This is a genomic window from Wolbachia endosymbiont (group A) of Sphaerophoria taeniata, from assembly GCF_947250735.1.
GTDB lineage: Bacteria > Pseudomonadota > Alphaproteobacteria > Rickettsiales > Anaplasmataceae > Wolbachia.
Window position 1 is genome coordinate 857,059 of the sequence record NZ_OX366344.1, and the last position, 25,880, is coordinate 882,938.

Here is a 25,880-nt window from a genome sequence, read left to right on the forward strand (position 1 = left end):
CATGAGTAGTAATATTAAAATTGTTTTTGTTTCTGTATTTGTTGTTTTATTGATTGTTTTATCTAATTCAATATTTGTTGTGCAAGAAACAAAGCAAGCGATAGTTATACAACTCGGTAAAGTTGTAAGAGATGTTAGAGAAAGTGGCTTATATTTTAAGTTACCATTCATAAACAGTGTAGAGTTTCTTGATAAAAGAGTTTTAGATTTAAGTCCTGATAAGATCCCAAGGGAAGTGATAACAGCGGATCAAAAACGTATTATAGTAGATGCGTATGCAAAATATAAAATAACAAATCCTGTTACTTTTTACCAGGCTGTGAGGAATGAATCAGGGCTGGTTAGAAGATTGTATCCGGTTATAGAAGCACACATAAGAGAAAATATAGGCAGATTTTCGTTGATTAGTTTGTTGAATGAAAAAAGATCAGAGGTTATGCAATTGATTCAGCGTGGAGTTTATTCTGAAGCTGAAAAATTTGGCATAGAAATAATAGACGTAAGAATTAAGAGAGCAGATTTACCAGAAGAAAATAGTTCTGCAATATTTCGCCGTATGCAAACTGAAAGGGAAAAAGAAGCAAAAGAAATTAGAGCAGAAGGAGAGCAAGCTGGGCAGGAAGTTAGATCAAAAGCTGATAAATTAAAAAGGGAAATTATCTCCAGTGCAGTAAAAGAATCATATGAAATAAGGGGCCGTGGTTATGCTGAAGCAACTAGAATTTATAATGAGGCATTTAAGGTTGATGAAGAGTTTTTTAACTTTTATCGCTCTATGAGCGCTTACAGTAAATCATTTGCCGAAAATAATACTAAATTTGTACTTTCACCAAACAATACCTTTTTAGATATTTTAAACAAAGGATGGAAATAATTTATGAAAAGTAAGGCATTTGTTTTATCTATATTTGCATATTTTCTAATTGCGTTTTCTTCATACGCTAATATGTTTGATTGGAATGCAAAAAAGGTCGTTGATGCTAGCACTACTGCATGTAACTGTAATCAAGGACTTGCCGATTTAGTGGAAGAACTCATTCCTGCGGTTGTAAATATTTCAAGCGAACAAATAATCAAACAAGAAAGTAACAATAGAACTAAAATCCCTTTTATGCCAAGAAATAATTTCTTTGATGATTTTAGAGAATTTTTTGAGCATTTTGATCAGTTTTTTATGGATAGGGGCCCTAGTGTTAACAGAGAGGTGGTGTTGCTTGGTTCTGGGTTTATTCTAGATAAAGGTGGAACTATAGTAACCAATTATCACGTTATTAAAAACGCCCAAGATATCACAGTTACTATGAACGATAATACTTATTTCAAAGCAGAAGTTTTAGGCTATGATGCAAGAACTGATCTTGCTGTGCTTAAGGTTCATTCTAATAAAGATCTTCCTTTTGTTGCATTTGGTAATTCTGATACAGCAAGGGTTGGCGATACAGTTATTGCAATAGGTAACCCATTTGGTTTGGGTAGCTCTGTAAGCACAGGAATTATATCTGCAAGGTCCAGAGACATTAGTATCGGCACTATGAATGAATTTATTCAAACTGATGCTGCAATTAATAGAGGCAACTCTGGAGGGCCATTATTTGATTTAAATGGAAAAGTTATAGGCATTAACACCGCTATCTATTCCCCATCTGAGTCTGGCGGTAACGTGGGTATAGGCTTTGCTATACCATCTAATTTAGCTATGTCAATTATTGACACATTAAAAAGTGGCAAAAAAATAAAACATGGTTGGCTTGGTGTGCAAGTTCAGCCTATAACGAAAGAATTTGCTGAGTCTTTGGGTTTAAAAGATACAAAAGGTGCACTGGTTGCAAGTATAGTAAAGGATAGCCCTGCAGAAAAAGGTGGAATTAAGGTGGGTGACATATTATTAGAATTTGATGATAAAAAAATTGATAGAATGACACAACTGCCTCAAATGGTTTCAAGAACTGAACCTGGAAAAAAAGTACAAATTAAGTTACTTAGAAAGGGCAAAGAGGTCAATATTAAGGTTGTGATTGAAGAATCTGCAAATGATGGTCAAGGTAATAATCAAGAAGAAAATAAATCAACATCCGATTACATAACTGGTTTAACTGTTTCAAACCTGCCAAAAGAATCAAAAGAAAGTAATCCTACAAAAGGTGTGATAGTTATTAATGTAGATAGTAACAGTAATGCCACGCTGCGTGGTATTAAAAAAGGAGACATTATTATCCAATTAGATGGAACCGATATAGAAAATACTAATGATTTTCAAAAACAAGTTGATTCAGCAGTAAAGAAAAACGGTAAAGATTCAATAATGTTGCTCATTTACCGCAATGGAAATCAGTTTTTTACTTCAATAAAGTTAAAGAAATAGCTGGCTTGCAGATTATTCTGTAAGGCAACATTTTGCGTTACTTCCTGTCACCCCAGTGCTCGACACTGGGATCTATCTTCTTTTTTTCTAGATTCCAGCTTCACGCGCTGGAATGACCCCGAAGGGTGAGCGTGGTTATGCAAGAAGTTCTCTGAATTTGTATAGCCAGAAAAATCTTCATAAAATTTACTTCTTCTAAACTCTTCAACTTTCTTCTCATCATTTAGTGAACCATGTTTAGTAAAATATTCATCTGTCCTTTGAATATATAAACGAATCAACTCAGGAAAAGTGTAACCAACTTCATTGTAAGATTTTAAACATGTAATTGGCAATTTGTGTACATCTTTATCAGCTTTTTTAGGATCAATACATTCATCATTCCTTCTTAATATTGTATGTTGCTTGAAAAATTCTTCATATTCCTCAAAATCTTCAAAGATTTCTTTTTTTTGGTAATCTTTCCCTCTACCGTTTTGCTCTATTCTTTCTATTTTTGTCGCAAGCTGCGCTGGTTGTTTAATCGTCTTGTCTCCCTCTCGATTGAAGTACATCATGTAAGGAGTAATTGCATTGATAATTTTGTGTGTTTTCCAATGGCAACCAAAAATCTTTAGTACTAATTTGATTATCGGAGCAAGAAAAATTTTTAATTTCGCTATGAACCAAAAATAATAAAGAGACGCTTGTTTGAGTGAACTAGCAGCATTGCTAACGATACATCTCAAATGTATATCCTTATCTTTAAAATTTTTATGAACCTCTGCAGTTACATGTCCACCCAGGCAGTCTCCGAACAATATGATATCATCTGGTTTTATACCTTTTTCCAATAAGTTAGTTACAACTGCTATACCAGATTTAACTCTATTGCTACGTATCAATGAGCTGTTTCTACTTAAGCCAAGTCCAGGATAATTAAAGAGATGGACAGTAATACCTTGATCTGTAGCCCAATCCCAGTTTTGGGTATAATCTTTGCTAGATTTTAACGCTCTATTCCCGCCAATAAAATATATTAGATGTTTTTCACTTTGATTATTGTTTTGATCTATATTTTTACCAGGAAGCGTTATTGTCTGGATTTTTATCCCATTTCGAGTTTTTATGAACTCTTCCTTAGTGTTTACTCTTTCCGTTGCTGTCATACCTTAATTCTCACTACATCAATTTCATAATACATAAAATCTTTAAAAGAGTCAATCCTCATGAATAAAATCAACTTTTTAAAATTCATTGAACTGTGCTTTCAAACGGTGGTGCCGGGATGTGAGTATAATGATTATCAGTACATAAAAGTCATAGAAGACAGGCTGAAAGCAGCGAATGCTGGCGAAGTAAGGCGCATAATATTCAATATGCCTCCGCGTTCAATGAAGTCCATGTGCATAAGCGTTGCGTGGCCCGCATGGATACTGGGAAATCAACCAACCGCAAGAATAATAGTTGCAAGTTATTCTCGGCTGCTCAGCGAAAAGCACTCGCTTGATACCAGGTGCATAATGCAATCTGATTGGTATAAAGAGCTGTTTCCAGAGGTAAAATTATCCAAAGACCAGAACACTAAATATAAATTCCAAACAGTGCAGAGAGGATACAGAATCGCAACATCAGTTGGAGGGACGTTAACCGGTGAAGGTGGTGATTTTATTATTGTGGATGATCCGCTTAACCCTGCTCAAGCTTTGAGTGAAACGTTTAGAAAGCGTGTTACAAATTGGTTCGATCAGACTTTGGTAACGAGGCTCAACGATAGAAAAAAAGGAGTAATTGTGCTTGTTATGCACAGGCTGCACCTGGAAGACTTAACTGGGCACCTCTTATCCAAGCCAAAAAACATATGGCATCACATTTGTTTGCCAATGATTTCTGAAAAAGTGGAGATAATCAACTCAATTACGACACTAGAAAAAGGTTTATATTCAAGAGAAGAGAATGAGTTATTATATCCCCTGGAGGGAGGAAGAGAAGAAGTTGAGATGATAAAAGTTGAACTCGGGAGTTACGCTTTTGCTGCTCAATATCAACAAAACCCCCTGCCGCTTTCAAGTGGTATAATAAAACAAGAGTGGCTAAAGCGCTATAAAAATTTCCCTGATAATCTCTCACATGTAACTCAAAGCTGGGACACTGCAGTTTCAACAAACGATTCCAGCGACTTTAGCGTCTGCACCACCTGGGCAAAAATAGATAATAAATTCTATTTACTTGATGTATATCGAGCAAAGCTTGAGTATCCAAAGCTTAAAGAGCAAGTTCTGTCACTAGCTGCAAGATGGGCACCACATGCAATTTTGATCGAAGCAAAAACAAGTGGTCAGCAATTAACACAAGAGCTAAAGGCAAATAGCGATCTACCGATTATTGAAATAGTGCCACACAATGACAAACTCACTCGATTTTATCAAATTGTTCCGGTGATAGAGTCTGGCAGGGTTTTTTTGCCACAGCAAGCAGTATGGCTCAATGATTTTGAGTACGAAATTTTAATGTTCCCAGAAGCTCGCCACTATGATCAAGTGGATAGTACCGTGCAATATCTGCAATGGATGAGAAAAACTAACACCAGTGCTTTCAGGGTCAGGGACTTTGGCCCCAACCCTAATAAAACGCTTAGATGGTTAAGGTATATCTAAAAACCTAAATTTATTTCCCCAAAGCTTCTGACATATGCTTTACCTGTTGCGGATGTTTAAGCTCTGAAGAGACACTTCCCTTATGTGGCACAGCAGGAGAAGCCGATCCAATAGAACAAAAGCTACTATCTCTATTAACTTTTTCAGAACTAAGGTTATCAGATGACGGTAATTGTGCGTTTACACATCGCATTAAGTTCTCTTCTGGACTCTCGAAAGATTTTGTTATCTCGCATTTCCCCGAAGGAGTATGCGTCAAATATAAATGCTGCTCCTCCCCAGGGGAGAAAGAGTTGGAGTCTAGCTTCTCCTTCATCTCAGAAGAAAGAAATGGGCGTAGTTCCTCCCTCTGATCAAGATCAAGACGTTTTTGCGACTTTAGTCCACTATTAGATTCTACCACGGTAGTACCTTGTGAAGGGAGTCCTGGAATACTACCAATAATTGTAGAATGTACAGGAGAAGTCTCTTTTGAGGGTGAATTATTTTTTGCTCTTCTTTCTGAGGCAGATCGTTCAGAAAGAGGTGGTTTTTCAGTTACAAAATCCCCAGGAGCACTTAAACTTGAATGCATCGTATCACGCCCTACATCACATCGCTTCAAGCTTGCGTCATGTTGCTTAGGCTTAGAAGGTGAAGAAAGGAAACTTTTTATTGTACTTTGGAGACCACCCCCATGTTTCTTCGGAGATTCACTCTCTTGTGACTTTGCTTCAGAACACTCATCACTAACTTGCTGTTTTTCAGGTTCCACACCACAAATGCTCTCCGTACCTTTTGGATAATCTCCAAGAATCCCCAAATCTGGAGAACCTGATAATGACACATACCAAGTACTATTCCCTATTGACGTGCTTTCATTAGCACCTTTCAATGATAAACCACTAAATCCTGGTTCAGTAAATTGCAGTGGCTGCCATTTATTTCCGGACGTGCCTTGTGATAAACAAGGGTTCGTTTGCTGAGCCCGAGCACTAGTCCCTGCTGATCCACTTTCAGCAGCACCTACCTCAGCAGCGCCTACATTATGCGGCAGCACCCCTCGCCTGGGAAAACACGACTGTGGCTCCTGTATCTCTTCAAAGGATGATCTTGGATCGCTACTTGAAGAATGTGCAACAGAATCCTTAGGTTTCGGAGGTGAACTACTATCATAACCACTGTCTGCTTTCCTTTGGTTGGGCGGTGTTCTTAGTCCACTCGGTCCTGCATGTATAGGAGAATTTACTGTTGAGGAGAATCGACTCGAGCCACGTCTCTTAAAATTCTCAAGATCAACTGCAAATTCAAAACATCCGTTTCTTTCATTATATGCAATTGGAGACTGCATAATTTCAGGAAGTAACTGAGCAATTCTTCTGTTAGAGATAGCGTAAACTGGGCTTTCATAACTGGCAACATTTGGTTTTGCAGTCTTACCTCTAATATCACTTACAAAATCTTTATGTATTATATTAACTTTGTATGCATCCTTATGCTTTAAAGATTCAAGCTGACCACTATATCTTTTTGTTAAAGGTATAAGGACAAAATTATTACCTTTCTCTATTGTCTTTTTATCCGTAAAAATATCATACTCATAGGCATTAATTGATTTCCCTGTCAATTTAAAAATAAAATCGCCAAGAACATCTTTAAAATTTTCGACTTTAGAATCTTCTGTGCCTGGAGTTCCCAAATAAAGCGCTATTCGCCCTTTAACATATTCTGCCACACTCCTGACTACCTTATCACTCACATCTTTAATATATAACATATCATCTTTATATTCATAAAAGTTTGAACTCTTAAGGCCACAGTTTTCTAACCTTGAGTTAAATTCTTTAATATATGCCTGCTTAAAAAATTCAAAAGTCTCTAAATCATATTCCCTCTTAAGGTATTGGTTGCTAAAAGCTATACAGTACAAATAAGGCTTGCCTATCGCTCCTGTTCCAACAGTTTCCTTGACCCATTCATATGCTTCTTTCTCAGATATCCCTACTTCTTGTAGACATGCAGCCACTTTGGATCTCACAGCTCTCTTAAACTCACTAGCAAGATGAACCTTCAAGTTATGAATTACTGCAGGATCCTTAGAATCTGCAAGCTTCACTTTCACTATGCCATTACCTAAATCCTCTTTATCAGGATTAGCACCTGAAACAAATGGAAAACAGTCTAAGTTATAATATTCATTTGCTATCTCTCTAGTGCCATAGTGCCGCCCTATTATCTCCTTTTCCATTCTTCGCAGATATTCTCCTATATTAGTATCGCCAGCAAATAAACCAACAATCTTTTTACCTTCCACAGTAAAATTAGTACTGATTTTATCACAAGCATAATTATTTAAGTTAAACGCATTAACCAGCTCTTTTATACCCATAACTACCTCTATTAAAAATTGTTAAGAAACCACACTACTTGCTTTTTCCTTTATCTTTACTACTACCGGCACTAGTAGCACCACTACTACCCAGTTGTGTGTTAGGCTTACTGCTTTCACGTAGTCGCTCGTAGTTTTTATACTTATCAGGACCAATCCACTCAACATTTTTATCTGAAATCCACTTATTACCACCACCATTATCATTACTACCATGCATATTAACCTCCAGTAAAAATATTATGTAACTAATATACTAAAAATAAAATTAAGTGCAAGCACTTTTTTATATTTTTTTTCAAAAAATTTTATTCACTCTTTTTTCATAAAACTTAAGTTTTCTAGATTCCACTAACACGTAGCGGAATGACGAACTGTCGACACCTATCTATATGCCCCTGGATTCCAGTGTCACGCACTGGAATGACAAGAAAGGGACACTGGAATGACAAACTTGGATCCGGTGTTCTTTATCACATAAGTAGCTAGCACTAGCTATCTCGATGGTGTATTACCATTTCCTCTTGCTGCACGTTCATTCAATACATCAGTAACTTTTGACTTAGGATTTTCTTTAGCATCACTTGCAGAACTAGCACTAGACTTTCCATTATCAGTAGTTCCTGATGGAGCTTGCCAAGTATCAATTGGATAATCGTGTTTAATAGTGTCAGATTCTTTTCTTTGAGTGTCCCTTTCAGCAACTTTTTTTGCAAGCTTAGCGTAAGGGTCATCCGTTTTCTGCTTATCAGTAGACTTAGATTCTTTCCCATCAAATTTTTTCTCATTAGTAGGATTGAGTTCCTTTTCCTTAAAATCATTAGTAGTACCACATTTATTGGTAGACGTGGTGCCTCTTCCATTAACACTAGTATTCGTATCCCATTTTTCGAAATTAATATCCTTGTCTAAAGAATAAAATTTTATCCCTCTCACCACGGGCTTCTTCTCCGCAGGTTTCGGTGGACACACCTCTTTCTTCGGTTCTTCCGGTTTTGCTTTTTTCTCTTCGTTCACTTTTTCTGGTTTTTGTGAATTTTCATGAGATTTTCTTTCAAGCTGAGTAAGACGCAATAGATGTTTCAAAGGATCTGACACAATTTCAAGTTCTGGTTTGTTCAGAACAACCGGTCTTACAAATCCGGGTGAAACTTCAAAAAGGGAAACTGGCACAGCGGGCTTTTCTCTTTCATCCATCTTGATTTCTACATCTTTATGAACTTCTTTAGTTGCTTCTAATGATGTTTTTTTTGCTTTTTTATCTTCTGCTTTATTTGTTTCTTCTGTAGATGCCTCTACTATAGCTGCTAGCTCAACTCCAAACATCTCTGCGAACATTGTAATAATCCATCCAGTAACGGCTAGCTGTAACTTTAATTTAAGATCCTGCAAGGTCTGTAGACGTTCGAGCACCCTTGCAAGCTCTTCTCCTGATAACTCACCACTGCCTAATTTTTCCTGCAATTCTTTTATCTCTTTGTCCAACCTCTGATTGAAACTTAAATCGCGTGCAAAAATCTTCTTGATTAACTCCTTAAGCTTGTCACGCATAAATTTAATTATCGAAAGAAGCCAATTTTTTTCTTTCTTCTCCTTGAGCATTTGGTAGATTTTCGGATCATCTACATTTACTTCAAAGAGGTTGAAGAGAGGTTCAAAGAAATTCCACAGTGTTCTTTCACAATTGAAGTAACCCTCATCATCATCTTGTCCGATATGTAGCTCTGCTTGAGATGATATTTCATCGATACAACTAGAATCCTGACGCTCACACTCGAGCCTCCTGAGCAAATCTTGTCTGGTGAGCTCCTCTACGGCTGCTTTTAGTTCATTTAACTTCTGCTCTGCAGAGAAATCTTGCTCCCTGATTTTTCCTTGGAAGATTGAGCTACCGTTTTTATTATTATCTGAAAAATTTTTCATTATTTTCGTCCCCTCAATAAAATTACTGCCTTTGTTCTTACCTAGAAAGCTTTCTACCATTTTTACTCCCTTCATAAAACTTAATAATTTAATTTTACAGCACTAAACATTTAAGAACTATTAATGTAAAGATGTCAATAAAATTGTTGACATCTTTACACTATATATGTTATATCATACGCCATTTAACCTTTCAATAATATTCTTGCTGCTTTTTCAAACTCTAGTATGCGCTTTCCTTAAATTGGTTCTTATTAGTGTTCACTTTTGCCTCTACCACCACTTTTTCTTGTAAAGTATTTGATATAGATTTTATTATACTCTCTGGCATAATATTTGCAACATATTATATTCAGAAGGAGAAACTATCAGAGCAACAGAGGCAGAGCAATACAAATAGTAAAAACTTTCTAAACCTCAAACTTGAAAATGGAGGAAACGCTTACTTACTAAAGGTGCTCAAAAATATCCAAGATCTTAACTCTAGACCATGCCATCCCAAAACGAATGATTCTCACCGTCCTTGATTTTGAGTGCTGGAAATGGTTGTATTATTTAAATTTTTAGCGATATATAATACTAAATTAGTAGCAATTTATTTTACGATAAGAATTAAGACACGCTTATGACAAAAACAAAATTAAAAAATAAGTAAAAGGTTATACATTTATTCTATTGAGAAGCTTTTGCCATAAACTACTTTGGGTTAGAAAATTTTCTACAATAATGATTGACAAGTTTTAAAGATAGAATACTATACTTAAAATGTAATTGATAATCTAATTAATTAAGGTAGTGGCTATGTTGCGCTCAGATATTCCAGAAGCTTTGTTTTCATCCATTAGAGAAGATGATCCCTATAGAGCATCTAAGCTTTTTCAAATTGAACGCTGGTTATATACAAATTGGCGTCTACACCAAAAAAGTGGACAGAAAGGATGTAATTTTCTTGCACAAGTGTTGTCTGGTGAGGATTGCTGGAAAAAAGTAGACAATTTACACGGAGTTAAGCTTGATAGGCAAATGGTAGGTAAAAAATTGATTGTGCAAAATTCAAATAATCCTTTTAGTACTGATAAAAGATATGAGATTGCCTGTCGTTATTGCCTGGAAGAAGATATTATTGCTCTATTTGAAGAGAGAAAAAATAAACTATCAGCTCAAGGTAAGAGCAGTCTGTTGGAGTATGGTCACTTAGTTAAGCCTCTAGGAGGCAACCTTTTAATAGTTTTTTGGTCACATTTTGTTAGTGGTTACATCTCTAAACTAAATTTAGATGGCTGTCATCCATATGAGTACGGGCTTAAATGTGCTATGAGTTTTAAGCAAGAGCAGGCAGTGGAATTTTTCTGGAATAAAATAAAGTTATTACCTGAAAATGAAATGAACGCACAGAAAAAAGATGAGATCTTGATGAAAACAGCGGTATATGCAGCAGGTAGTCGTTGTAATAGTTATCCTGAAATATTCGAATTTTGTTTTAGTCAAATAACTCCTGATAGGTATCTAGAACTTCTAAAAAGAGACTTAGCTGAAAATGGTTATTATGGTAGTTTAGATACGCTACAGAGTGCACTTCGCTTTGATCAATTCCAAAAATTGTTTGACTGCTTAGGGCCAAGTGATGTCTCAGAAGACAATTATAATATCTGGTTAGACATGGAAATCAAAAAACATTCAGAGCCTTATGTAAGCGAAAGTGTAAAGCTTTTTATGCATATGTGGATAAAGGAAGGATTTGATAGTCATCGTGCTTTAGTGATAAGAGAGGAACTAGAGGATAAATCCCCTCTTTTCTGTACAAATTTATTAACACCTTTAGTAGAAAAGGGCTATATGGAGCCAATATGGGCAATACTAGATAAGGCTAATCCTGATCAAATCAAAAAATTTATGGATTCTAGGCAAGCGGGGTATATACGATCTGTGTTGGAAAAAAGAGATACTGATTCACTGAATAAGTTTCTAGCATATGGAAAGTCTACAGCTGAAGAGCTTACTAGCTTAACTGAGGTAAAATTAAGCAAAGCATGTGAGCAATTAGAGTTGAGTAATTAAGAGGTATTATAAGGCAATTCTATAAAGTAGGTGGTGGTTTCTTGTTACTACTTTAGCTTCTGTCAAAAAGATGTTGCGTTGTAATGCAAATGTTATATACACAAGTCAGCATATAAGCAAAAATAGCTTTTATTATTGATATCTCTGATGGTTATATAATAAGCTTGGCATAGTGGGTTTAATATAATATAATGAAGGGGGTTTATGTTCAAGATACAATATCCAACAGATCATCTAAAAAAAGAAGATGTTAATTCAAAGATTACTGAATTATCGGATGAAATGCAATATATAGAGCAAGCTAGAGAATTTCCTCATTTCAAGCGTTATCGTAGGTCTGACTCTAATTCTGAAAGTGAAAGTAGATTTAAAAGAATCGATGTTCCAGGAGACGGTAGTTGCTTGTTTTGGTCTGTTACTATGGCTTACTTAATACCTGTCAGAAACGACGATGCTTTATTTCGACAAAGGTATGAAGTACTATTTGGAAATGAAGGAGCTGTAATTCAAAATTTAGATCGTATTAGGAATTTGGTAAGGAATTTAAGTACTGCCAATTATGATGATACATTTGCAAATTTAGTAAGAAACGTATTTCGTAATCGAGTAGTTGATCACATAAGTTCTCATAGAAACGAGTTCAGAGGTTTTGTTGAAGGTGATTTTGAGCGTTACTTGGAAAACATGAGGAACCCTAATAATTGGGGAGGTGAGACTGAAATAAGAGCAATGAGTGAAATACTTAGCGCAACAATTAGTGTTTCTGGTGAAGTTGAAACTCAATATGGTAATGGAGATATTCAAATACAGTTATTTCATGTTGGTGTACCAGGTAAACGAAATCATTATAACTTTGGTCTTGAAAGGAATATTATCTCTAATAATAAAGGGCTTGCAAAAGGTTTAAAAAAAGTCATGGGTAAAGGAAGGCCACAAGATTTTGAGTTGATACAGTTATTAATAGAGGAAGCAGGTACAGAAGTTGGCACAAGCAAGCAAGAAGAGGATTTTAGATCTTTCGAAACAAGATTTCAGTCATTTGTGGATCAGATTCCATCTTATTTACACTCTGTAAAAAAAGCAGGGTTTTTTACGCACTTCTTCCTAGGTAGTTTTTCTATTTTGCCGGATACAAAGATTGCAGAAAAGTTAAATATTAAAAAGATTTATTTTAGTTTTGATACTTCGAAAACTTTAAAAGTAGCTATTGTTAAAAATGGTCAAATTGGAAATGCTGAAGACGCTATTAATAATATAGATTTATTTTCCATTTCAGAAGGTAAGCGTGGCCATCAGTTTACTGTTAATGAATTGGAGAGCATATTAAGAAATAATATAGATAGAGGTAGGATTAGAAATCGAAACGTTGAGAATGAGATCCTAAATATTAAGAATGAAATTCAAGATAGAATAAAATCCAGATTAGTACAGATCTATAAAGGAAAGGATGGTATTTTTGTTGATATGGAAACTAAAGGGATACTTGATTCTGCTACTAGCAAAGAATTTCATGAAGTGGAAAAAGGAATATGGAGTAATCCAGAAGGTGATATAGAAAAACTGGTTAGTTCCCGTGCACGGACAGTTAGTAGGTCTTTGAAGAAAATTGTCAAAAAAATTAGTAATGTTCACTCTAAATATACAGGATCAGTAGTCTATGATAATAGTGCACGTGAAGCAGCACATCATGGATTTATGGTAGGCGTTTTCATGAATTTCCACTATAGGTATAATCTTAGAGTTTATCCAGAGCAATTTGCAGGTAGGGGTTATGCAGATATTATCCTGCTAGCTCGTGGTCCTGATCGTGCATTAGACTCTATTCCCATTATTATTGAGTTAAAAGCGGGAGAAGGTCCTAATTCTACTCCAGATAAGGCTTTGCAACAAGCAGAAAGGTATGCACAAGGTTTCCAACCAAATGTTCAGCGAGTTTTAACTACTGCAGATAACATTTTATGTGTTGGTGTCAACCTTGATAATCCGTCTCCTATCTCTGATATTAAAGTATCAAATCGTGAGGGAGAGATAATTCCTCTTTTTCAAGATATATTAGAATCTACTAAGGATTGGGACACACAGACAATCGGTAAAAGGGAATTAAAAGAACAGGTAAAAGATAATTTGGAGCGTATTTATCATACATTTCCTGGTACATCGGAGAAGGGAGATAATCATTATTTCAGTAGGTTTTTACTGGGGCAATCATTATTATTAAGTGAAGATTCAGGAACAAGTTTAAAAAAGTACATTTTTATCTATAGAGATAATATACCTACCGAAGTGCATCCCAATCTTCGTAGGCTTAGACGCCCAGCAGCTGAAAGAGCCAGAGAAAGACTATCGGCTAATCTTGATGCAAGCCATGCAGTTGTAACAATGGTGCTCATTCCAGAGAATATAGAGAAGTTGGTTTATGTGATAAATATTGTTGAAGCTAACAGAAAAGATGTTCTGAACATGCTAAATGAAGTGCTCCCTCTTGATAGGTTAAACAGAGAAATAGGAGATAGGGAAATAGTTGAATTAAGTCTTAATTTTGATACTAGATACAAGTCAGATTTTAAAAGATATCTTACTGTTTGGGCTGAAAAATACAATTCTTTACAAGAGTACAACAACGGAGCTGAGAGATTTCAAGGTACTTTCAGAGAAGTTCCTTATCCTAGTGAGCTAAAAGAAACATTTGATGAGGCGCTGGATGCTTACTCTTCATCAATAGACGAATATAATGAATTGTTAGGAAAAATTGGAGAAGGAATATTTCCTTTTAAGAGTCTTGTTAATAAAGAGGCTCATTTCCAGGGAATATTGAATGGAGTGTTTAGTTATTATAGTGACTTAAAATTACAAGAATTACCAGAAACTAGAGCATTAGTTTTAACTGAGTTTCAAACTGGTGGAGGAGAACGTATTGACATGCTAGTTCATGGTATTAAGTTTGTAGCTCAAGGTGGAAATGCTGAGGAGTACACACCAATAGGGTTGGAACTTAAGACATCAAGGCAGGGCAAAGGAGCTCAAGCTTTATTGAGGGAAGCAAATGATCAAATAAATGAAGAGTATAAAGAAGGTGTTACCTATAAAACACTTACAGATGGTGATGAGGTGAAATTTATTGGTGTTGTTTTTGATAAAGGGTCTAATGATCCGCGTAAACTGATTTTAACAAGCAGAACGAATAAGGAAGGGTTTATTCCTCTTAAAGTAGTTCATAGCTCTCATACTTTACTCCCTCATTTAAGGCAGTGTTCTAAAAGAGAATCTTCATCACCTGAGTATCCACCAAGTAAAAAACCAAGAAGAGAAAGAAGTGTAAATATGGCCTGCATGGATTCATTTGATGAAGAAAAGATTACAGAGGAGGAAAAAGAACAGCGTATCAAAGAGTTATTCAATGCTGACAAGGTAGCAGAAAGAGTAAAGAATATTGAGTTTTATGATCAGCTTTTCAAGGTTTCTCAGAAGATATCTGAAGGTGAAATTATAGATAAAAATGTTGAAGAAGCATTTGTAGCAAAGATTAAAGATATAGATCTAGGTTCAATAGATCCAGAGATTAGGGATATTGTGAAAGAAATGAAGGATAATATAGAGAACAAAGAAGAAGTAAAAAATATTCTGAGAAGATCCGGAGTAGCAGAAAAAATAGGAAAAGTAGCAGAAGGTGCAGGTCTTGCCTTTACAGTATTCTTAGTTGGTAAGCATATAGCAAATGGAGACATAGAGGGATTAGGCTACGATGCATTAAATCTCTGGGTAATGCCAAAGATTGGTGAAAAAATCTCTGGAAAGATATTAGAGTTGGGAACAAAGCTTGATTCTCAGATGTTGAAGGGGTTTGCTCCAGTTATGGGGCGTGCTATAAGTAATTTTGCGGCATTTTTAGGGTTAGCGGAATCAATAAAGGCTCGTCAGAGTGCGACAGATCCTATAGATATGAAGATTGCTGACCTAAACATCGCAACTAATTCCATTTTTATAGCTGCAGATGTACCTGCAATTGTTACAGAAACAATGTCAGTAGCAGGTCTAGAAACTGGAATAGTAGGAGAATTTGCCGGTCCGGTTGGCGCTGCTATTTCAGTTACTGTAATCATTATAGCACAATTTGTAGAAGCAGGACTTGAGGTAGAAAAATTAGGAGAACATATAAAACTTACAGATCAAGAGAAACATGACTTGTATTGGGATTTCTTTCTTGGTAAAAAAGTACCAGATTATATAGGAAATGATCTGCAAGCAGAAGAGATATATAAACAGTATATATCAAAGATCTTAAATCAATTTAAGAGTAACTACGATACAATAGCTATTTCACTGCCTTCTATACTGGTTACAAAAGAAGAATATGCTACTAGTAAACACTTTCGAGATAAAAGACAGGGGCATATGATGCCATCGGATGTTGGTAAAGGAATTGTAGAACTTTTAGGCGGATTTAAGTGTAGTACCCAAACTAGGGTGATTAGTAATAGGCTTGGTTTTGACTTAGGTACGAATATTACGCACTTTCTTTATGCTGATGATATGAATTACTATTCTAGAATTGTTCCGAGTACTATTGAAAATTATAGTGTCACTTGTGGACCACGTGATGATGATATTACAATACATGAAAAAAAAAGGGAAATTCTGTATACGTTGCCAAGTCAAGCTTCATGTGGAGATTCATCACCACATAGGGGTAGGATATTAAATAGAGTATTAGAAAGTGGTCCTTGCAAGAACATTCTGGCGACTGTTATAATGCAGTTATATACAGAAATAAGAATTCCCGTGGGTATGGAAGCATATATTACATACCGGCTCAAAATGCTAATGTTAATATTGTTTTTCAAGAAAAGGATATTTTAAATGGTGATCGAGATAGAAGAGATAATATAGAAAATAGGTACTATTTTGAAAAGTCATTAGATAGTTGTAAGGTGTATAGTCCAGGTAAAAATTTCTTTCACATAGCAGGAAAGTTTTCTTGTGATTTAGGAGCAGATGGACAAAAGAACATAGTCATAACACAAGGTAATCTTACTACAGATTCAATAAACATACATTCTATTATTGGCAGTAATAGAACTAATTACCTAGAGTTCTTCAATGTAGATTATGTAGATGGTAAAGGTGGAAATGATGTAATAACAGCAAAAAACTTTACTACAATAAAGGGTTATTTTGGTGATTCCATTCATGGAAAAGGTTTAGTATTATTACCGATAAATTTTAATGATATAGATAACATAACCCACGTTAATAACATAACAACCATCTATAATAAAAGTGGGGCTTTTATAAGTGTAGATAAACAAACATCGGTAAAAACAGCAGATGGTTTATTTGTAACACCAACGAAAATAGATGATAAGACTGGCATAGTAACAAACTTGCATGTGACAAAAAGCTTGAGAGGTGATATTGTGTTAGATGATGAATTAGATAATTTAAGAAAAATAGAAAATTCAAACTTTAATATTACAAAGCAATTATCAAGTGCTAATTATCATAGTACTATAGGTAGTTCCAGTAATCATATTTTTTATCCTGATAAAGAACATCATAATTTTTACTGGGAAGCTCCAAGTAATATAAGTCATCTTTATCTTTTCGATAACAGAAACGCTAATATTACGATTGCTCAAGCAAATGGTATATTAGATTTTAGCCAATTAAATAGTACATTAAATGATATGCCATTTATAGAAAACGATAAAGGGGAAATAAAGATTAATAAAAATGGCCTAAATGTAACCTTGCTACCAGATTATAAAGATGTCACAGTTACATTTGATGGGGAAGAATATTACAAACTTCAGAATGGAGAATTAGAGCGAGATTATTGCTCTCATAGTTTGAGAATAGATGGAAGATTTAGTGTTAATGGTACTGATCTTTTAAATCATCATAATTGTTTCACATTTGACTCAGACAAAGTACTTTTTTTGAAGCTAAATAATGATTTGCTATTGTTATCAGATAGAGGAGCATTATCAATATCGGATTACTATTCTTCTGTTCATAAAAACTGGGATTTATCCATAGAGTTGAGCGACAAAATTATGGAACCAGAAGAATTTGGAGAAAGAGCTGATGAATTTAGTTCTTTCAGATATTACCAACCAGATGAGCAAGGGTTACAGATTTATCATAATCAGCCTATTAATAAGAATGATATTGGTTTGGTTGATTTGAAAGGTAAGTCTATATTAGATTTCGATATGAAAGTTATGAATGATACCTTATTGCTATCACATAAAAATAACACTCTTGTAAAAATAGAAAATTGGAATACTTACCAACCAGCAAGAGAAATGATGCTTGCTTTTAATGATGCAATAGTTTCTAACTCAAAGTGTATAGCTTCTATTTGTAACTCAGAAGATGTTATAGTGGAATTTAATAAGGAAAAAGCAATTCTATCGACAGAGCAACTGTTTGATGCTGTGAGACGAAATAATCTTAGTGAAGTTGAGAATCTTCTCAGTATGGGTGCAGATGTTAATATTAGAGATAAACGTAGTTGGGCGCCTTTGCACTGTGCTGCTGACAATGATAATAAGCTTGATATATCTAGGGGCAATTTTAAATCGAAATGCTGATATTGAGGCTAGAACTAACATTGGGGAAACACCTTTACATATAGCAAATGCTTATGGTCAATTGAAAATAATTGAGCTTCTTGTAGATAAAGGGGCTAGCCTTGAAGCTAAAACTAATGATGGTTTAACGCCTTTGCATGTGGCTATTCAGCATAATAATACTACACCTAAAATAATTGAGTTTCTTCTTAATAAAGGTGTTAATATTGAAGCTAAAACGAAAAATGACTGGACACCTTTACATCATGCAATTTTCAAAGACAGGCTTGATATAGTTAGAGTACTTTCAAGTCGAGGGGCTAATATTGAAGCTAAAACTAGCGATGGAAAAACACCTTTAGACTTGGCTATTCAAGGGAATTATACAGATATAGTAGGATTTTTAAAACAAACAGAATTAGACAAAAAATTATTGACTGCTACAGAAAATGGAGATCTCTCTGAAGTCAAAAAATTTGTTGGTCAGGGTGCTAATGTTAATGCTATAGATGTGGGCATTTTTGGTAGGAAACCTATACACATTGCTGCTGAAAAAAATTACAAAGATATTATAGAGTTCCTTCTCGGTAAGGGGGTAAGCGTTGATGATACCAGTAACTATGGTTGGGCACCGCTACATTATACAGCGTCGAAAGGCTGTTTAGAAGTTGCAAAGTTTCTCGTTGACAAAGGGGCTAATATTAATCCTCAAAACGTTTATGGCAGAGAGCCTATACACATTGCTGCTGAGCACGATAATAAAAATATTATAGAATTTCTTCTTAATAAAGGAGTAAGTGTTAATGAGGTTGACAAAGACGGCTGGATGCCTCTGCACTGGGCTTCTTGGAATGGCCATCTTAATATAATAGAATACCTCGTGGGTAAGGGAGCCAATATCAATACTAAAGATAGGAATGGTAAAACACCGCTAAATCTTGCTAGAGATAAAGGACATAATAATGTTGTAGAATACTTACAACAAACACAATTAGATCTAGATAGGCAGTTGTTAACTGCAGTACAAGGTGGTAATCTTAATGAAGTTAAGGATTTTGTAGTTCGAGGTGCTAGCTTAGATACTCAAGATAGTAATAATGGTTGGACACCTATAATCTATGCCGCTCAGGGAAGTAAATGGGATGCGGTCAAGTTCCTTATAGCTCAGGGTGCCAAGTTTAATAATGAGATCACATATCAAGGAACACCCTTGCACTTTGCGGCTCAAGAAGGTAATTCAAATATGGTTCAATTTCTTCTTGATAAAGGTGCTAATATTGAGGCTCAAGATGCATACAATAGGAAACCTTTGCATATTGCTGTTGACGCAAACAGGTTGAATGTAGTAAATCTACTTCTTGACAGGGGTGCTAATTTAAAGACTACAGACATGTACGGCAAGACATCTTTAGACCTAGCTATTCAAAAGGGTTACGAAGATATAGTAGAAGTTTTGAAACAAAAACAATTGGATCTAGATAAAGAATTATTAATTTCTACAGAAAAAGGAGATCTTGAAAAAGTTAGAGACGGTATCAGACAAGGTGCTAACGTTAATGTTCAGGGTAGGCAGGGTTGGACTCCTGTGTTCTGGGCCATTCAAAAGAACAATTTTAATATAGTTGAACTTCTTTTAGATAACAATGCTGATATTAAGGTCAAAGATGATGAAGGTTGGACACCTATTCATTGGGCTGTGCAGTTGGGTTCATTAGACGTCGTTAAGCGTCTTGTTGAAAGAGGTGCTGATGTTAATGCCTTAACTGCTGACGGTAGAACAACCTATGATTTGGCTATCAATCAGAATTATAGAGAAATTAAGGAATATTTAAGGAGCAAGTCTGCAGTTCCATCTTCAATGTTGATTCCTCACGTTATTCTAGCTGATGATAGCGTAAGACAGCGCAAACGCCGTCATCACCATGAAGATCACAATCGTCATCATATGTCAAGAAAACCTCTTGCTATAGATTCAAGTAATCAACCTGAGATAGCAGCAAGCAGTGGCACAAGACCATCTTCATTGATAAATGATTTATTTGGTTGGGTAAAGAGCTCTATAGGTGGGTTATTAGGTTCTAGAGCTGCTTTACCTGAGAAAACATTCACTCAAAGTTCAATCTCACAAATTAGTGCACCAATCGATGTAAATGGTACAATAATGTTACTTGATTTATTAATTAGAAAAGTTACAGGTCAGAAGTATATTTCTACAGTAGATCAGCCTATATCTCCACTAAAAGCACAGGGCTATGCACTCAATATTACAAAGGGATTTGAGAAAGTAGTAGAGCAAGCTGGATTAAAAAGTGGTGTATCAATGCATCGATTAAATATTGATTATATGGGAATGCAAAAAGAGATTACTAGAAAAGTCATGAGTGGTAAATTTAATGAAATTTCAGGGATTTTAAAATCGTATGTAGAGAAAGCATGTCCTGATGAAGAAGCTGGTAAATTAAGTCCGAAGAAATTTGACAAGTTTATAGCTCAATTTAATAAGGGTCTGCTAAATCAATCAATAGAGCAGATATTACACAACAGAGATGGTAGATTAGAAGTTGATGGTACAAAAAAACAGCAGATAAGTTTAGAGCCTCAAAGTTATTTAAGTAATGCTTCAGTTCACAGCCATTCAGAAGTATCAACTTGTCTTTCTGAGATAGGAGTAACCAAACTTGGAGGTAATCTCAATAGGTAAGTTATAATATAAGGGGTGGAGCTATAATATGCCAAGTAGTGGAAAATTTAAAGTGAAGGTAGCAAAATTAGCCAAAATAATTAGAGATACCAGACCAAGTTTGATGGTCCTAATACTAAAATGGATGAAGTAGACGTTACAGGTAATAATGCTAAGTGGTTAATGTGTTTTCCATATTGAACTTACAGTACGTAGCTTTGATATAGAAGTTTGGGTAACGTTATGATAGTAATTTATATAATTCTATGTGCAATCTTTATAGCCATTTTAGACAGTTCACTAGATTCTTAATTAGGGAACATGTCTAACTTAGAGAAGGTTTTCATAAATGTTGAAGTGAATAATTATGTTTTTTCCTTGAGTTGTAAAATTTCAGAATGAGAGAGACCGGTAATTTGAGCTATAACATCAATAGAGACACCGGCCTTGAGTGAGTTTTTTGCAACTTCAATTTTACCTTCAATTTTACCTTTTTCATGACCGATTTGGATGCCTTCTTGTCTACCTTCTTGCCTACCTTTTTCTTGACCTAGCCTAAGAGCATGTCTTCAAACTGAAGAATGAGCTAATTTGTGAAGCATAATAGTGATCATATTAAAGAAGATATAGTTTTTTGAGGTGAGAGGAGAATGCTCGTAATCTTTACTCATGCGCCTAAAATTGGAAAGCCAGGCAAAAGTTCTTTCAACAATCCAACGTTTGGGAATAACTTAAAATCCTGTATCAACTATTTTCTTGGCAATCGTTAATAAACATCCCGTTTCCAATAAGCATCTGTTTTGTAATTTACCTATGTACCCTTGATCAGCAAAAAACTTACGTAAAGTTGGAACTTTGCATTTAGCTTGGGCAAAAAGATTTAGAGCACTATCACGATCTTGAATACTTGCACTGTGTACTTCAGCAGCAATTACAAGACCCACAGTATCTACAATAATATGGCGTTTTCTGCCCTTTATTTTTTTGCCAGCATCATATCCTCTGGATCCCCTTTTTGAGTAGTTTTCACTGACTGGCTATCAATTATACCTACTGATGGAGTCTTATTTTTACCAATCATCTCTCTTACTTTTTTAACTAGAAAATCATGAATTTCTTGCCATATTCCACTTTTTTTCAAGCGCGAATTACAACTATATACGGTTTTCCATGGTGGAAAATCTTTAGGCAGTTGTCTCCATTGACATCCTGTTCTCATCATATAGCGGATTGCATTAATAATTGTTCTAATACTATGTTTTCTTGGTCTGCCGGTCTTTTTAGGTTCAAAATATGGCTCTATTGTCTTCCATTCTTTGTCACTTATATCGCTTGGGTACATCTTAAAATATACCTTATACCATACTTCTTAACTTCTTTCTACTCAGTTTGAAGACATGCTCTAAGACCCTCATCAAATTTTTCAGCAAAAGCAGCTATCTCATCCATTATGCGTTTTTTCATTTGTTCATATGCTAGTAACTCTTCTTCTGACCAATTAAACTTATTCATCTCTTCATAAGCTCGTTTTATTATTACGTCACTACCAACTATCTTATCTAGATCCTCTTCCCTTGTTTCTCCTGCATAGCGAAAAAAGTAACACCATTTTTCTACTATATTTTCTAGTTGGTCTTCTTTTGTCTTTGTAAATTTTGGTAGTTCTATGAATACGAAGTAAAAATCCTTTAAGTCATGTTCAAAGCTATTTTGATCTAAAATGACGTGATTAGATTTGTACTCAGCCTTATCAGGAAATAAAATACAATCTGCTATAGCAATAAAGATAATTTCCTTAAGGTCATGATATTGATCGCCTTTGTCAGCCTGTCTTGAATAGGCTTTAGCAGCATAGTATTGAGCACGTTTTTCAAAGCCTTTGGTTTTAGCGACCTGCATTTCAACTATCACTTGCAGCCCATTTTCATCTCTACAAAGAACATCAACAATGCTTTGTTTTTTAGAAGCAATATCAGGGTCTTGAATAGTACTTAAAAACTCTATATCCTGTATTGCATTTTTTCCGGAAAAGCCGAGAATATCATTAAAGAAGTGAATAAGAATATCTTTATTTTTTTCAGTACCAAAGATGCGCTTAAATGATATATCATTCTTGGGATCGAGAAACTTAGAAAGAGCCATGACGAATTAACCTAAAAAGCATTGATAATTATACACAATTGTGAAGAAATATTCAACTAAAATTCAAACATAGAAAGAAGCATCCCTTTTGTATATCTTTATTTGGTAGTATTAAACTGTATAATATTTATGGCAAATATCTCTATAAGGTATCAGATAGCACAAAAAGTAAGGAGCTGGAGGTTAAAGCGAGGCTATACTCAAAAAGATTTAGCAAAAAAAATCGGAACAACATATCAGGTAATACTGCAATATGAAAAAGGAACACGTAAAATTTCGATTGAGAAGTTATACGCTATGGCAGAGATATTATCAATTAATATTAAGGATCTTATTCCTGTATCAAATGAAAAAATCTGTTTTGAAGATGAGGGAGAGAAAATATTAAATCTAGTAAGAAAATATAAAACGATTAATGATCAGGAATTACGTAGAATGTTTTGTTTACTAACCAAATTTATTCAAGTTAGTGAAAAAAGTAGTAAAAAAGCAGAGAAAGTAAAAATTGCAAGGGGTTTGGTTAAAGCAGGAATTTCTGTTGATACTGTTTCAAAAACAATTGGTCTGTCTGCTGATGAATGTGTTGAAGAAAAAACGGGTTCTATATACTACAAAATAGGAAAAAAGATAAAAGAATGGACGGGAGTATACTCAAAAGGATTTGGCTGAGAAAATGGATACAACACGTGATGAAATAAGCAACTATGAGCAAGGACGTGTGGCCATTCCACTGGAAAAATTATATGCAATAGCAGAAACATTATCAATTAGCATTACAGATCTGCTCATAGAGGAAGATGAGATAGTAGAAAGTGAGCTACCTGATTTAATAAAAGAATACAAAAAAATTGAGAGTCAAGAATTACGCTATGCGCTAATAAAATCTCTGTTTGAAAGCATACAAATTTGCGAAGAAAAAGTGAAAAGAGCAGAAAAGATGAAAATTGCAAAGGATTTAGTGAAAGGAGGAATTTCTATTGATATTATTTTGCAAGCGGTATGCATCTCTTTAGACGAAATTCAACAAGTTTAAAATAAAAAAATCACCATATATTAATATCTTCACCTATTCATAAAAAAATAAATAAAAAAGATTGAAAAATTGATTTGACTTCACTCGGAAGCTATGGCTTTATGCCAATGCTGATAAAAAACAGCAGTAAATATCTAAAAAAAGTTTGTTGTTAGTGAAAGGTAAATTATATGAATAATAATAAGAATAAAGAAGAAATCGAATTCAGAATATTAGAAAGCAAAGGCAAAGCATTACTTGATCGTGAAATAATGGAAACGTTTCTAAGTGCAGTACATGAAAGGCCACAAGCTCAAGAAATTGCTAAAAATCTGGTGAATACTTATACAGGAGTAGGAAGGATTTTAGGCCGAGAAATGGATGACCTGAAAGTTATAGAAGGAGTAACTGATTCTGCAGTAGCAATGATTATGTGTGTTAAGGAAACACTAGAAAGGGTGCTCAGAGAAAAGCTTAAGAGTGAGCCAATAATGGACTTACAAGGGCTAGTAGAGTATTTGAACGTAAGTATAGGACACTCAGAAAGGGAATGTGTAAAAATACTGTATTTGAATAAGAGGCGCCAACTAATTGGAGAAGAATCCTATATTGGTGAAATGGAAAAAGCACCAGTATACATAAAGGAAATTATAAAAAAAGCATTAATAAAAAATGCAACATTAATAATAATGTCACATAACCATCCTGGAGGAAGCTTAGAGCCGTCAGAAGAAGATCAAGCAGTAACGAAGAGCTTAGCAGCAGCATGTAGTACTGTAAGCGTAAAATTGTTTGACCATATTATCATCACAAGTGGAGGCTATTTTAGTTTTAGAGAAAACGGATTATTATAGCAGAAAGTATTTGCAAATCTACTCACTATAATTTATAATGAGTAATGAGATGTATAAAGTTTATTGTACGCTTAAAAAGTATTTTTAATAGTGAGGATAATATGGGTAATAAAATAATTGTACCTTTTGATGATCAAGAAGGAGGTACTTACGAGTTAAACATTGATCTTGATAGATTATCGAAGGGTGAAATATCAAATTCTATTAGAGGTATTGGTCGTACTAGCCAGCAGCCTACCTTTGTGAGCAAAATTAATAAGGCTAAAAGCTTGGAGAAGTGCCCTCCCCTGATAGAGACGTTCAAATCAACTACGGAAAAGGGCTCGACTACATATATGGTACAAAACCTTTAAATGATCAAGAAGATAAAAATCCATTTGCTTCAGCTTTGCAAAAAATAAAGCCAAGTATAAGCGAAAGCGAAAAGTTGAGCTGGTTTAAAAGTGAAGTGGTAGAGGCAAAAAACGTAAATGAATTGCACAAAACTATAGACCAAGTACTAGCTGCTGGAGCAAGGCTAAATGCATGTAATGATGGAGAATGGAGCTTCGCGGAATATGTGATACTGGGCACACATTTTCATAAATTTGATAAGGCTGATCGTAAAAAGATAATGCGTAAATTAATGCTAAGTGGTGCAGAGTTTCATGATACTTTATTGCAGAATAAACTAATAGGTGAAATCTATAATGAGCTACAGCCAGAAGTTCAGCCACAGATAGATAAGCAACTAGAAGAGCTAGAGGAAGCTGGCGAAAATGCTGTGCAAGAAGGAGAATTAATAGATGTTGAGATAGATAATACAACATCGTATATAGAATTTTCTGGGAATAGTAAGGTAGAGGTAGCCAAAATACCGAGAAAGTTAGGAAGTAATATCTTAAAAATTGGTAATGATGCAGTTGAAGTTAAAAGTGAGAAGGGAGGTATAAGAAACTATACCGATATTTCAGATGGCAGCTCTATCATGTTAGAATTTCCTACAAGCCTTGGTAAGCTAAATATTATGTTGTACCATGATGTAAAAAAATATGATCAAGTACAATTGAGAGTAGAAAACAAGGAAATGTGGGCTGAGTTACAAAAAAGAGGTGAAGAAATTGGAAAAAATTGCCTTTTTGGGGGAGTGAAGCTTAAGGAAGTGGTAGAAAGAGGTAATTTCACTAGGTGCGGCATATGGAGTGAAAAGCAGAAGGAAGTAAGTGAAAAATTGTTTTCATGGGCAGACAAAGTACGTGAAAATAGTAAAGAAACTTGTAGGGCGCTTTAATTT

General features: G+C 34.9%; 14 protein-coding genes and 4 pseudogenes. 9 read left to right on the plus strand and 9 right to left on the minus strand.

Annotated elements, in window-relative coordinates; genetic code table 11:
* The first annotated feature begins 1 nt into the window (after nt 1).
* Nucleotides 2-874, plus strand: coding sequence for a protease modulator HflC (gene hflC, locus OOK84_RS04310; RefSeq protein ID WP_264731161.1), 873 nt, complete (start codon nt 2-4; stop codon nt 872-874).
* Nucleotides 875-877: 3 nt separating this feature from the next.
* On the plus strand, nt 878-2,362 hold the full coding sequence (locus OOK84_RS04315) for a DegQ family serine endoprotease (protein WP_264731163.1): 1,485 nt from the start codon (nt 878-880) through the stop codon (nt 2,360-2,362).
* A gap of 47 nt (nt 2,363-2,409) precedes the next feature.
* On the opposite strand, the gene OOK84_RS04320 is transcribed toward OOK84_RS04315, so the two are convergent.
* A complete protein-coding gene (locus OOK84_RS04320; RefSeq protein WP_264731165.1) occupies nt 2,410-3,510 on the minus strand; it encodes an alpha/beta hydrolase family protein in 1,101 nt (366 codons plus the stop codon).
* A 60-nt stretch (nt 3,511-3,570) separates the two neighbouring features.
* On the opposite strand from OOK84_RS04320, the gene terL reads away from it, so the two are divergent.
* The gene (gene terL / locus OOK84_RS04325; protein ID WP_264731167.1) at nt 3,571-4,998 is read left to right on the plus strand and encodes a phage terminase large subunit; all 1,428 of its coding nucleotides are present in this window, start codon (nt 3,571-3,573) and stop codon (nt 4,996-4,998) included.
* 10 nt (nt 4,999-5,008) lie between these two features.
* Here terL and OOK84_RS04330 read toward each other — a convergent pair whose 3' ends face one another.
* From OOK84_RS04330 to OOK84_RS04340, 3 genes are all read right to left on the minus strand, one after another.
* The gene (locus OOK84_RS04330) at nt 5,009-7,366 is read right to left on the minus strand and encodes a hypothetical protein (protein WP_264731169.1); all 2,358 of its coding nucleotides are present in this window, start codon (nt 7,364-7,366) and stop codon (nt 5,009-5,011) included.
* Between the two features lie 34 nt (nt 7,367-7,400).
* Entirely contained in the window at nt 7,401-7,586 is a 186-nt protein-coding gene (locus OOK84_RS04335; protein WP_264731171.1) for a hypothetical protein, read from the minus strand.
* 275 nt (nt 7,587-7,861) lie between these two features.
* The gene (locus OOK84_RS04340; protein ID WP_264731173.1) at nt 7,862-9,349 is read right to left on the minus strand and encodes a hypothetical protein; all 1,488 of its coding nucleotides are present in this window, start codon (nt 9,347-9,349) and stop codon (nt 7,862-7,864) included.
* 741 nt (nt 9,350-10,090) lie between these two features.
* Between OOK84_RS04340 and OOK84_RS04345 the strand changes: the two genes are divergently transcribed.
* The 3 genes from OOK84_RS04345 to OOK84_RS04355 all read left to right on the plus strand — a co-directional run bounded on the left by OOK84_RS04345 (nt 10,091) and on the right by OOK84_RS04355 (nt 20,620).
* Nucleotides 10,091-11,347, plus strand: a complete 1,257-nt coding sequence (locus OOK84_RS04345; RefSeq protein ID WP_264731175.1) for a hypothetical protein — start codon at nt 10,091-10,093, stop codon at nt 11,345-11,347.
* 204 nt (nt 11,348-11,551) lie between these two features.
* The gene (locus tag OOK84_RS04350; RefSeq protein ID WP_264731176.1) at nt 11,552-16,204 is read left to right on the plus strand and encodes an OTU domain-containing protein; all 4,653 of its coding nucleotides are present in this window, start codon (nt 11,552-11,554) and stop codon (nt 16,202-16,204) included.
* 1,632 nt (nt 16,205-17,836) lie between these two features.
* Nucleotides 17,837-20,620, plus strand: coding sequence for an ankyrin repeat domain-containing protein (locus tag OOK84_RS04355; protein WP_264731178.1), 2,784 nt, complete (start codon nt 17,837-17,839; stop codon nt 20,618-20,620).
* A 344-nt stretch (nt 20,621-20,964) separates the two neighbouring features.
* On the opposite strand, the pseudogene OOK84_RS04360 reads toward OOK84_RS04355, so the two are convergent.
* The 5 genes and pseudogenes from OOK84_RS04360 to OOK84_RS04375 form a co-directional block, all read right to left on the minus strand.
* Nucleotides 20,965-21,159: pseudogene (locus OOK84_RS04360) on the minus strand (Rpn family recombination-promoting nuclease/putative transposase); the annotation flags it as partial.
* Nucleotides 21,160-21,168: 9 nt separating this feature from the next.
* Nucleotides 21,169-21,327 carry a transposase gene (locus tag OOK84_RS06770; RefSeq protein ID WP_406719225.1) on the minus strand — a complete coding sequence of 53 codons (159 nt, stop codon included), beginning with the start codon at nt 21,325-21,327 and terminating at the stop codon, nt 21,169-21,171.
* 3 nt (nt 21,328-21,330) lie between these two features.
* On the minus strand, nt 21,331-21,579 hold the full coding sequence (locus OOK84_RS04365; RefSeq protein ID WP_319803090.1) for a transposase: 249 nt from the start codon (nt 21,577-21,579) through the stop codon (nt 21,331-21,333).
* The gene (locus OOK84_RS04370; protein WP_264731180.1) at nt 21,576-21,941 is read right to left on the minus strand and encodes a transposase; all 366 of its coding nucleotides are present in this window, start codon (nt 21,939-21,941) and stop codon (nt 21,576-21,578) included. The genes OOK84_RS04365 and OOK84_RS04370 overlap by 4 nt, the downstream gene beginning before the upstream one ends.
* 59 nt (nt 21,942-22,000) lie before the next feature.
* Nucleotides 22,001-22,741: pseudogene (locus OOK84_RS04375) on the minus strand (Rpn family recombination-promoting nuclease/putative transposase); the annotation flags it as partial.
* A 129-nt stretch (nt 22,742-22,870) separates the two neighbouring features.
* Here OOK84_RS04375 and wmk point away from each other — a divergent pair.
* The 3 genes and pseudogenes from wmk to OOK84_RS04390 all read left to right on the plus strand — a co-directional run bounded on the left by wmk (nt 22,871) and on the right by OOK84_RS04390 (nt 25,877).
* A pseudogene (wmk, locus tag OOK84_RS04380) lies at nt 22,871-23,774 on the plus strand (WO male-killing family protein Wmk).
* A 170-nt stretch (nt 23,775-23,944) separates the two neighbouring features.
* The gene (locus tag OOK84_RS04385; protein WP_264731181.1) at nt 23,945-24,607 is read left to right on the plus strand and encodes a JAB domain-containing protein; all 663 of its coding nucleotides are present in this window, start codon (nt 23,945-23,947) and stop codon (nt 24,605-24,607) included.
* Between the two features lie 101 nt (nt 24,608-24,708).
* Nucleotides 24,709-25,877: pseudogene (locus tag OOK84_RS04390) on the plus strand (hypothetical protein).
* Nucleotides 25,878-25,880: the final 3 nt, after the last annotated feature.

Excerpts from the sequence above, each read along its gene's own strand:
- hflC (WP_264731161.1), top strand. The coding sequence starts at position 2 with ATGAGTAGTAATATTAAAATTGTTTTTGTTTCTGTATTTGTTGTTTTA.
- OOK84_RS04315 (WP_264731163.1), top strand. The coding sequence starts at position 878 with ATGAAAAGTAAGGCATTTGTTTTATCTATATTTGCATATTTTCTAATT.
- OOK84_RS04385 (WP_264731181.1), top strand. The coding sequence starts at position 23,945 with ATGAATAATAATAAGAATAAAGAAGAAATCGAATTCAGAATATTAGAA.
- OOK84_RS04340 (WP_264731173.1), bottom strand. The coding sequence starts at position 9,349 with ATGGTAGAAAGCTTTCTAGGTAAGAACAAAGGCAGTAATTTTATTGAG.
- OOK84_RS04330 (WP_264731169.1), bottom strand. The coding sequence starts at position 7,366 with ATGGGTATAAAAGAGCTGGTTAATGCGTTTAACTTAAATAATTATGCT.
- OOK84_RS04355 (WP_264731178.1), top strand. The coding sequence starts at position 17,837 with ATGTTAATATTAGAGATAAACGTAGTTGGGCGCCTTTGCACTGTGCTG.
- OOK84_RS04370 (WP_264731180.1), bottom strand. The coding sequence starts at position 21,941 with ATGTACCCAAGCGATATAAGTGACAAAGAATGGAAGACAATAGAGCCA.
- OOK84_RS04345 (WP_264731175.1), top strand. The coding sequence starts at position 10,091 with ATGTTGCGCTCAGATATTCCAGAAGCTTTGTTTTCATCCATTAGAGAA.
- OOK84_RS04335 (WP_264731171.1), bottom strand. The coding sequence starts at position 7,586 with ATGCATGGTAGTAATGATAATGGTGGTGGTAATAAGTGGATTTCAGAT.
- OOK84_RS04350 (WP_264731176.1), top strand. The coding sequence starts at position 11,552 with ATGTTCAAGATACAATATCCAACAGATCATCTAAAAAAAGAAGATGTT.
- OOK84_RS04320 (WP_264731165.1), bottom strand. The coding sequence starts at position 3,510 with ATGACAGCAACGGAAAGAGTAAACACTAAGGAAGAGTTCATAAAAACT.
- terL (WP_264731167.1), top strand. The coding sequence starts at position 3,571 with ATGAATAAAATCAACTTTTTAAAATTCATTGAACTGTGCTTTCAAACG.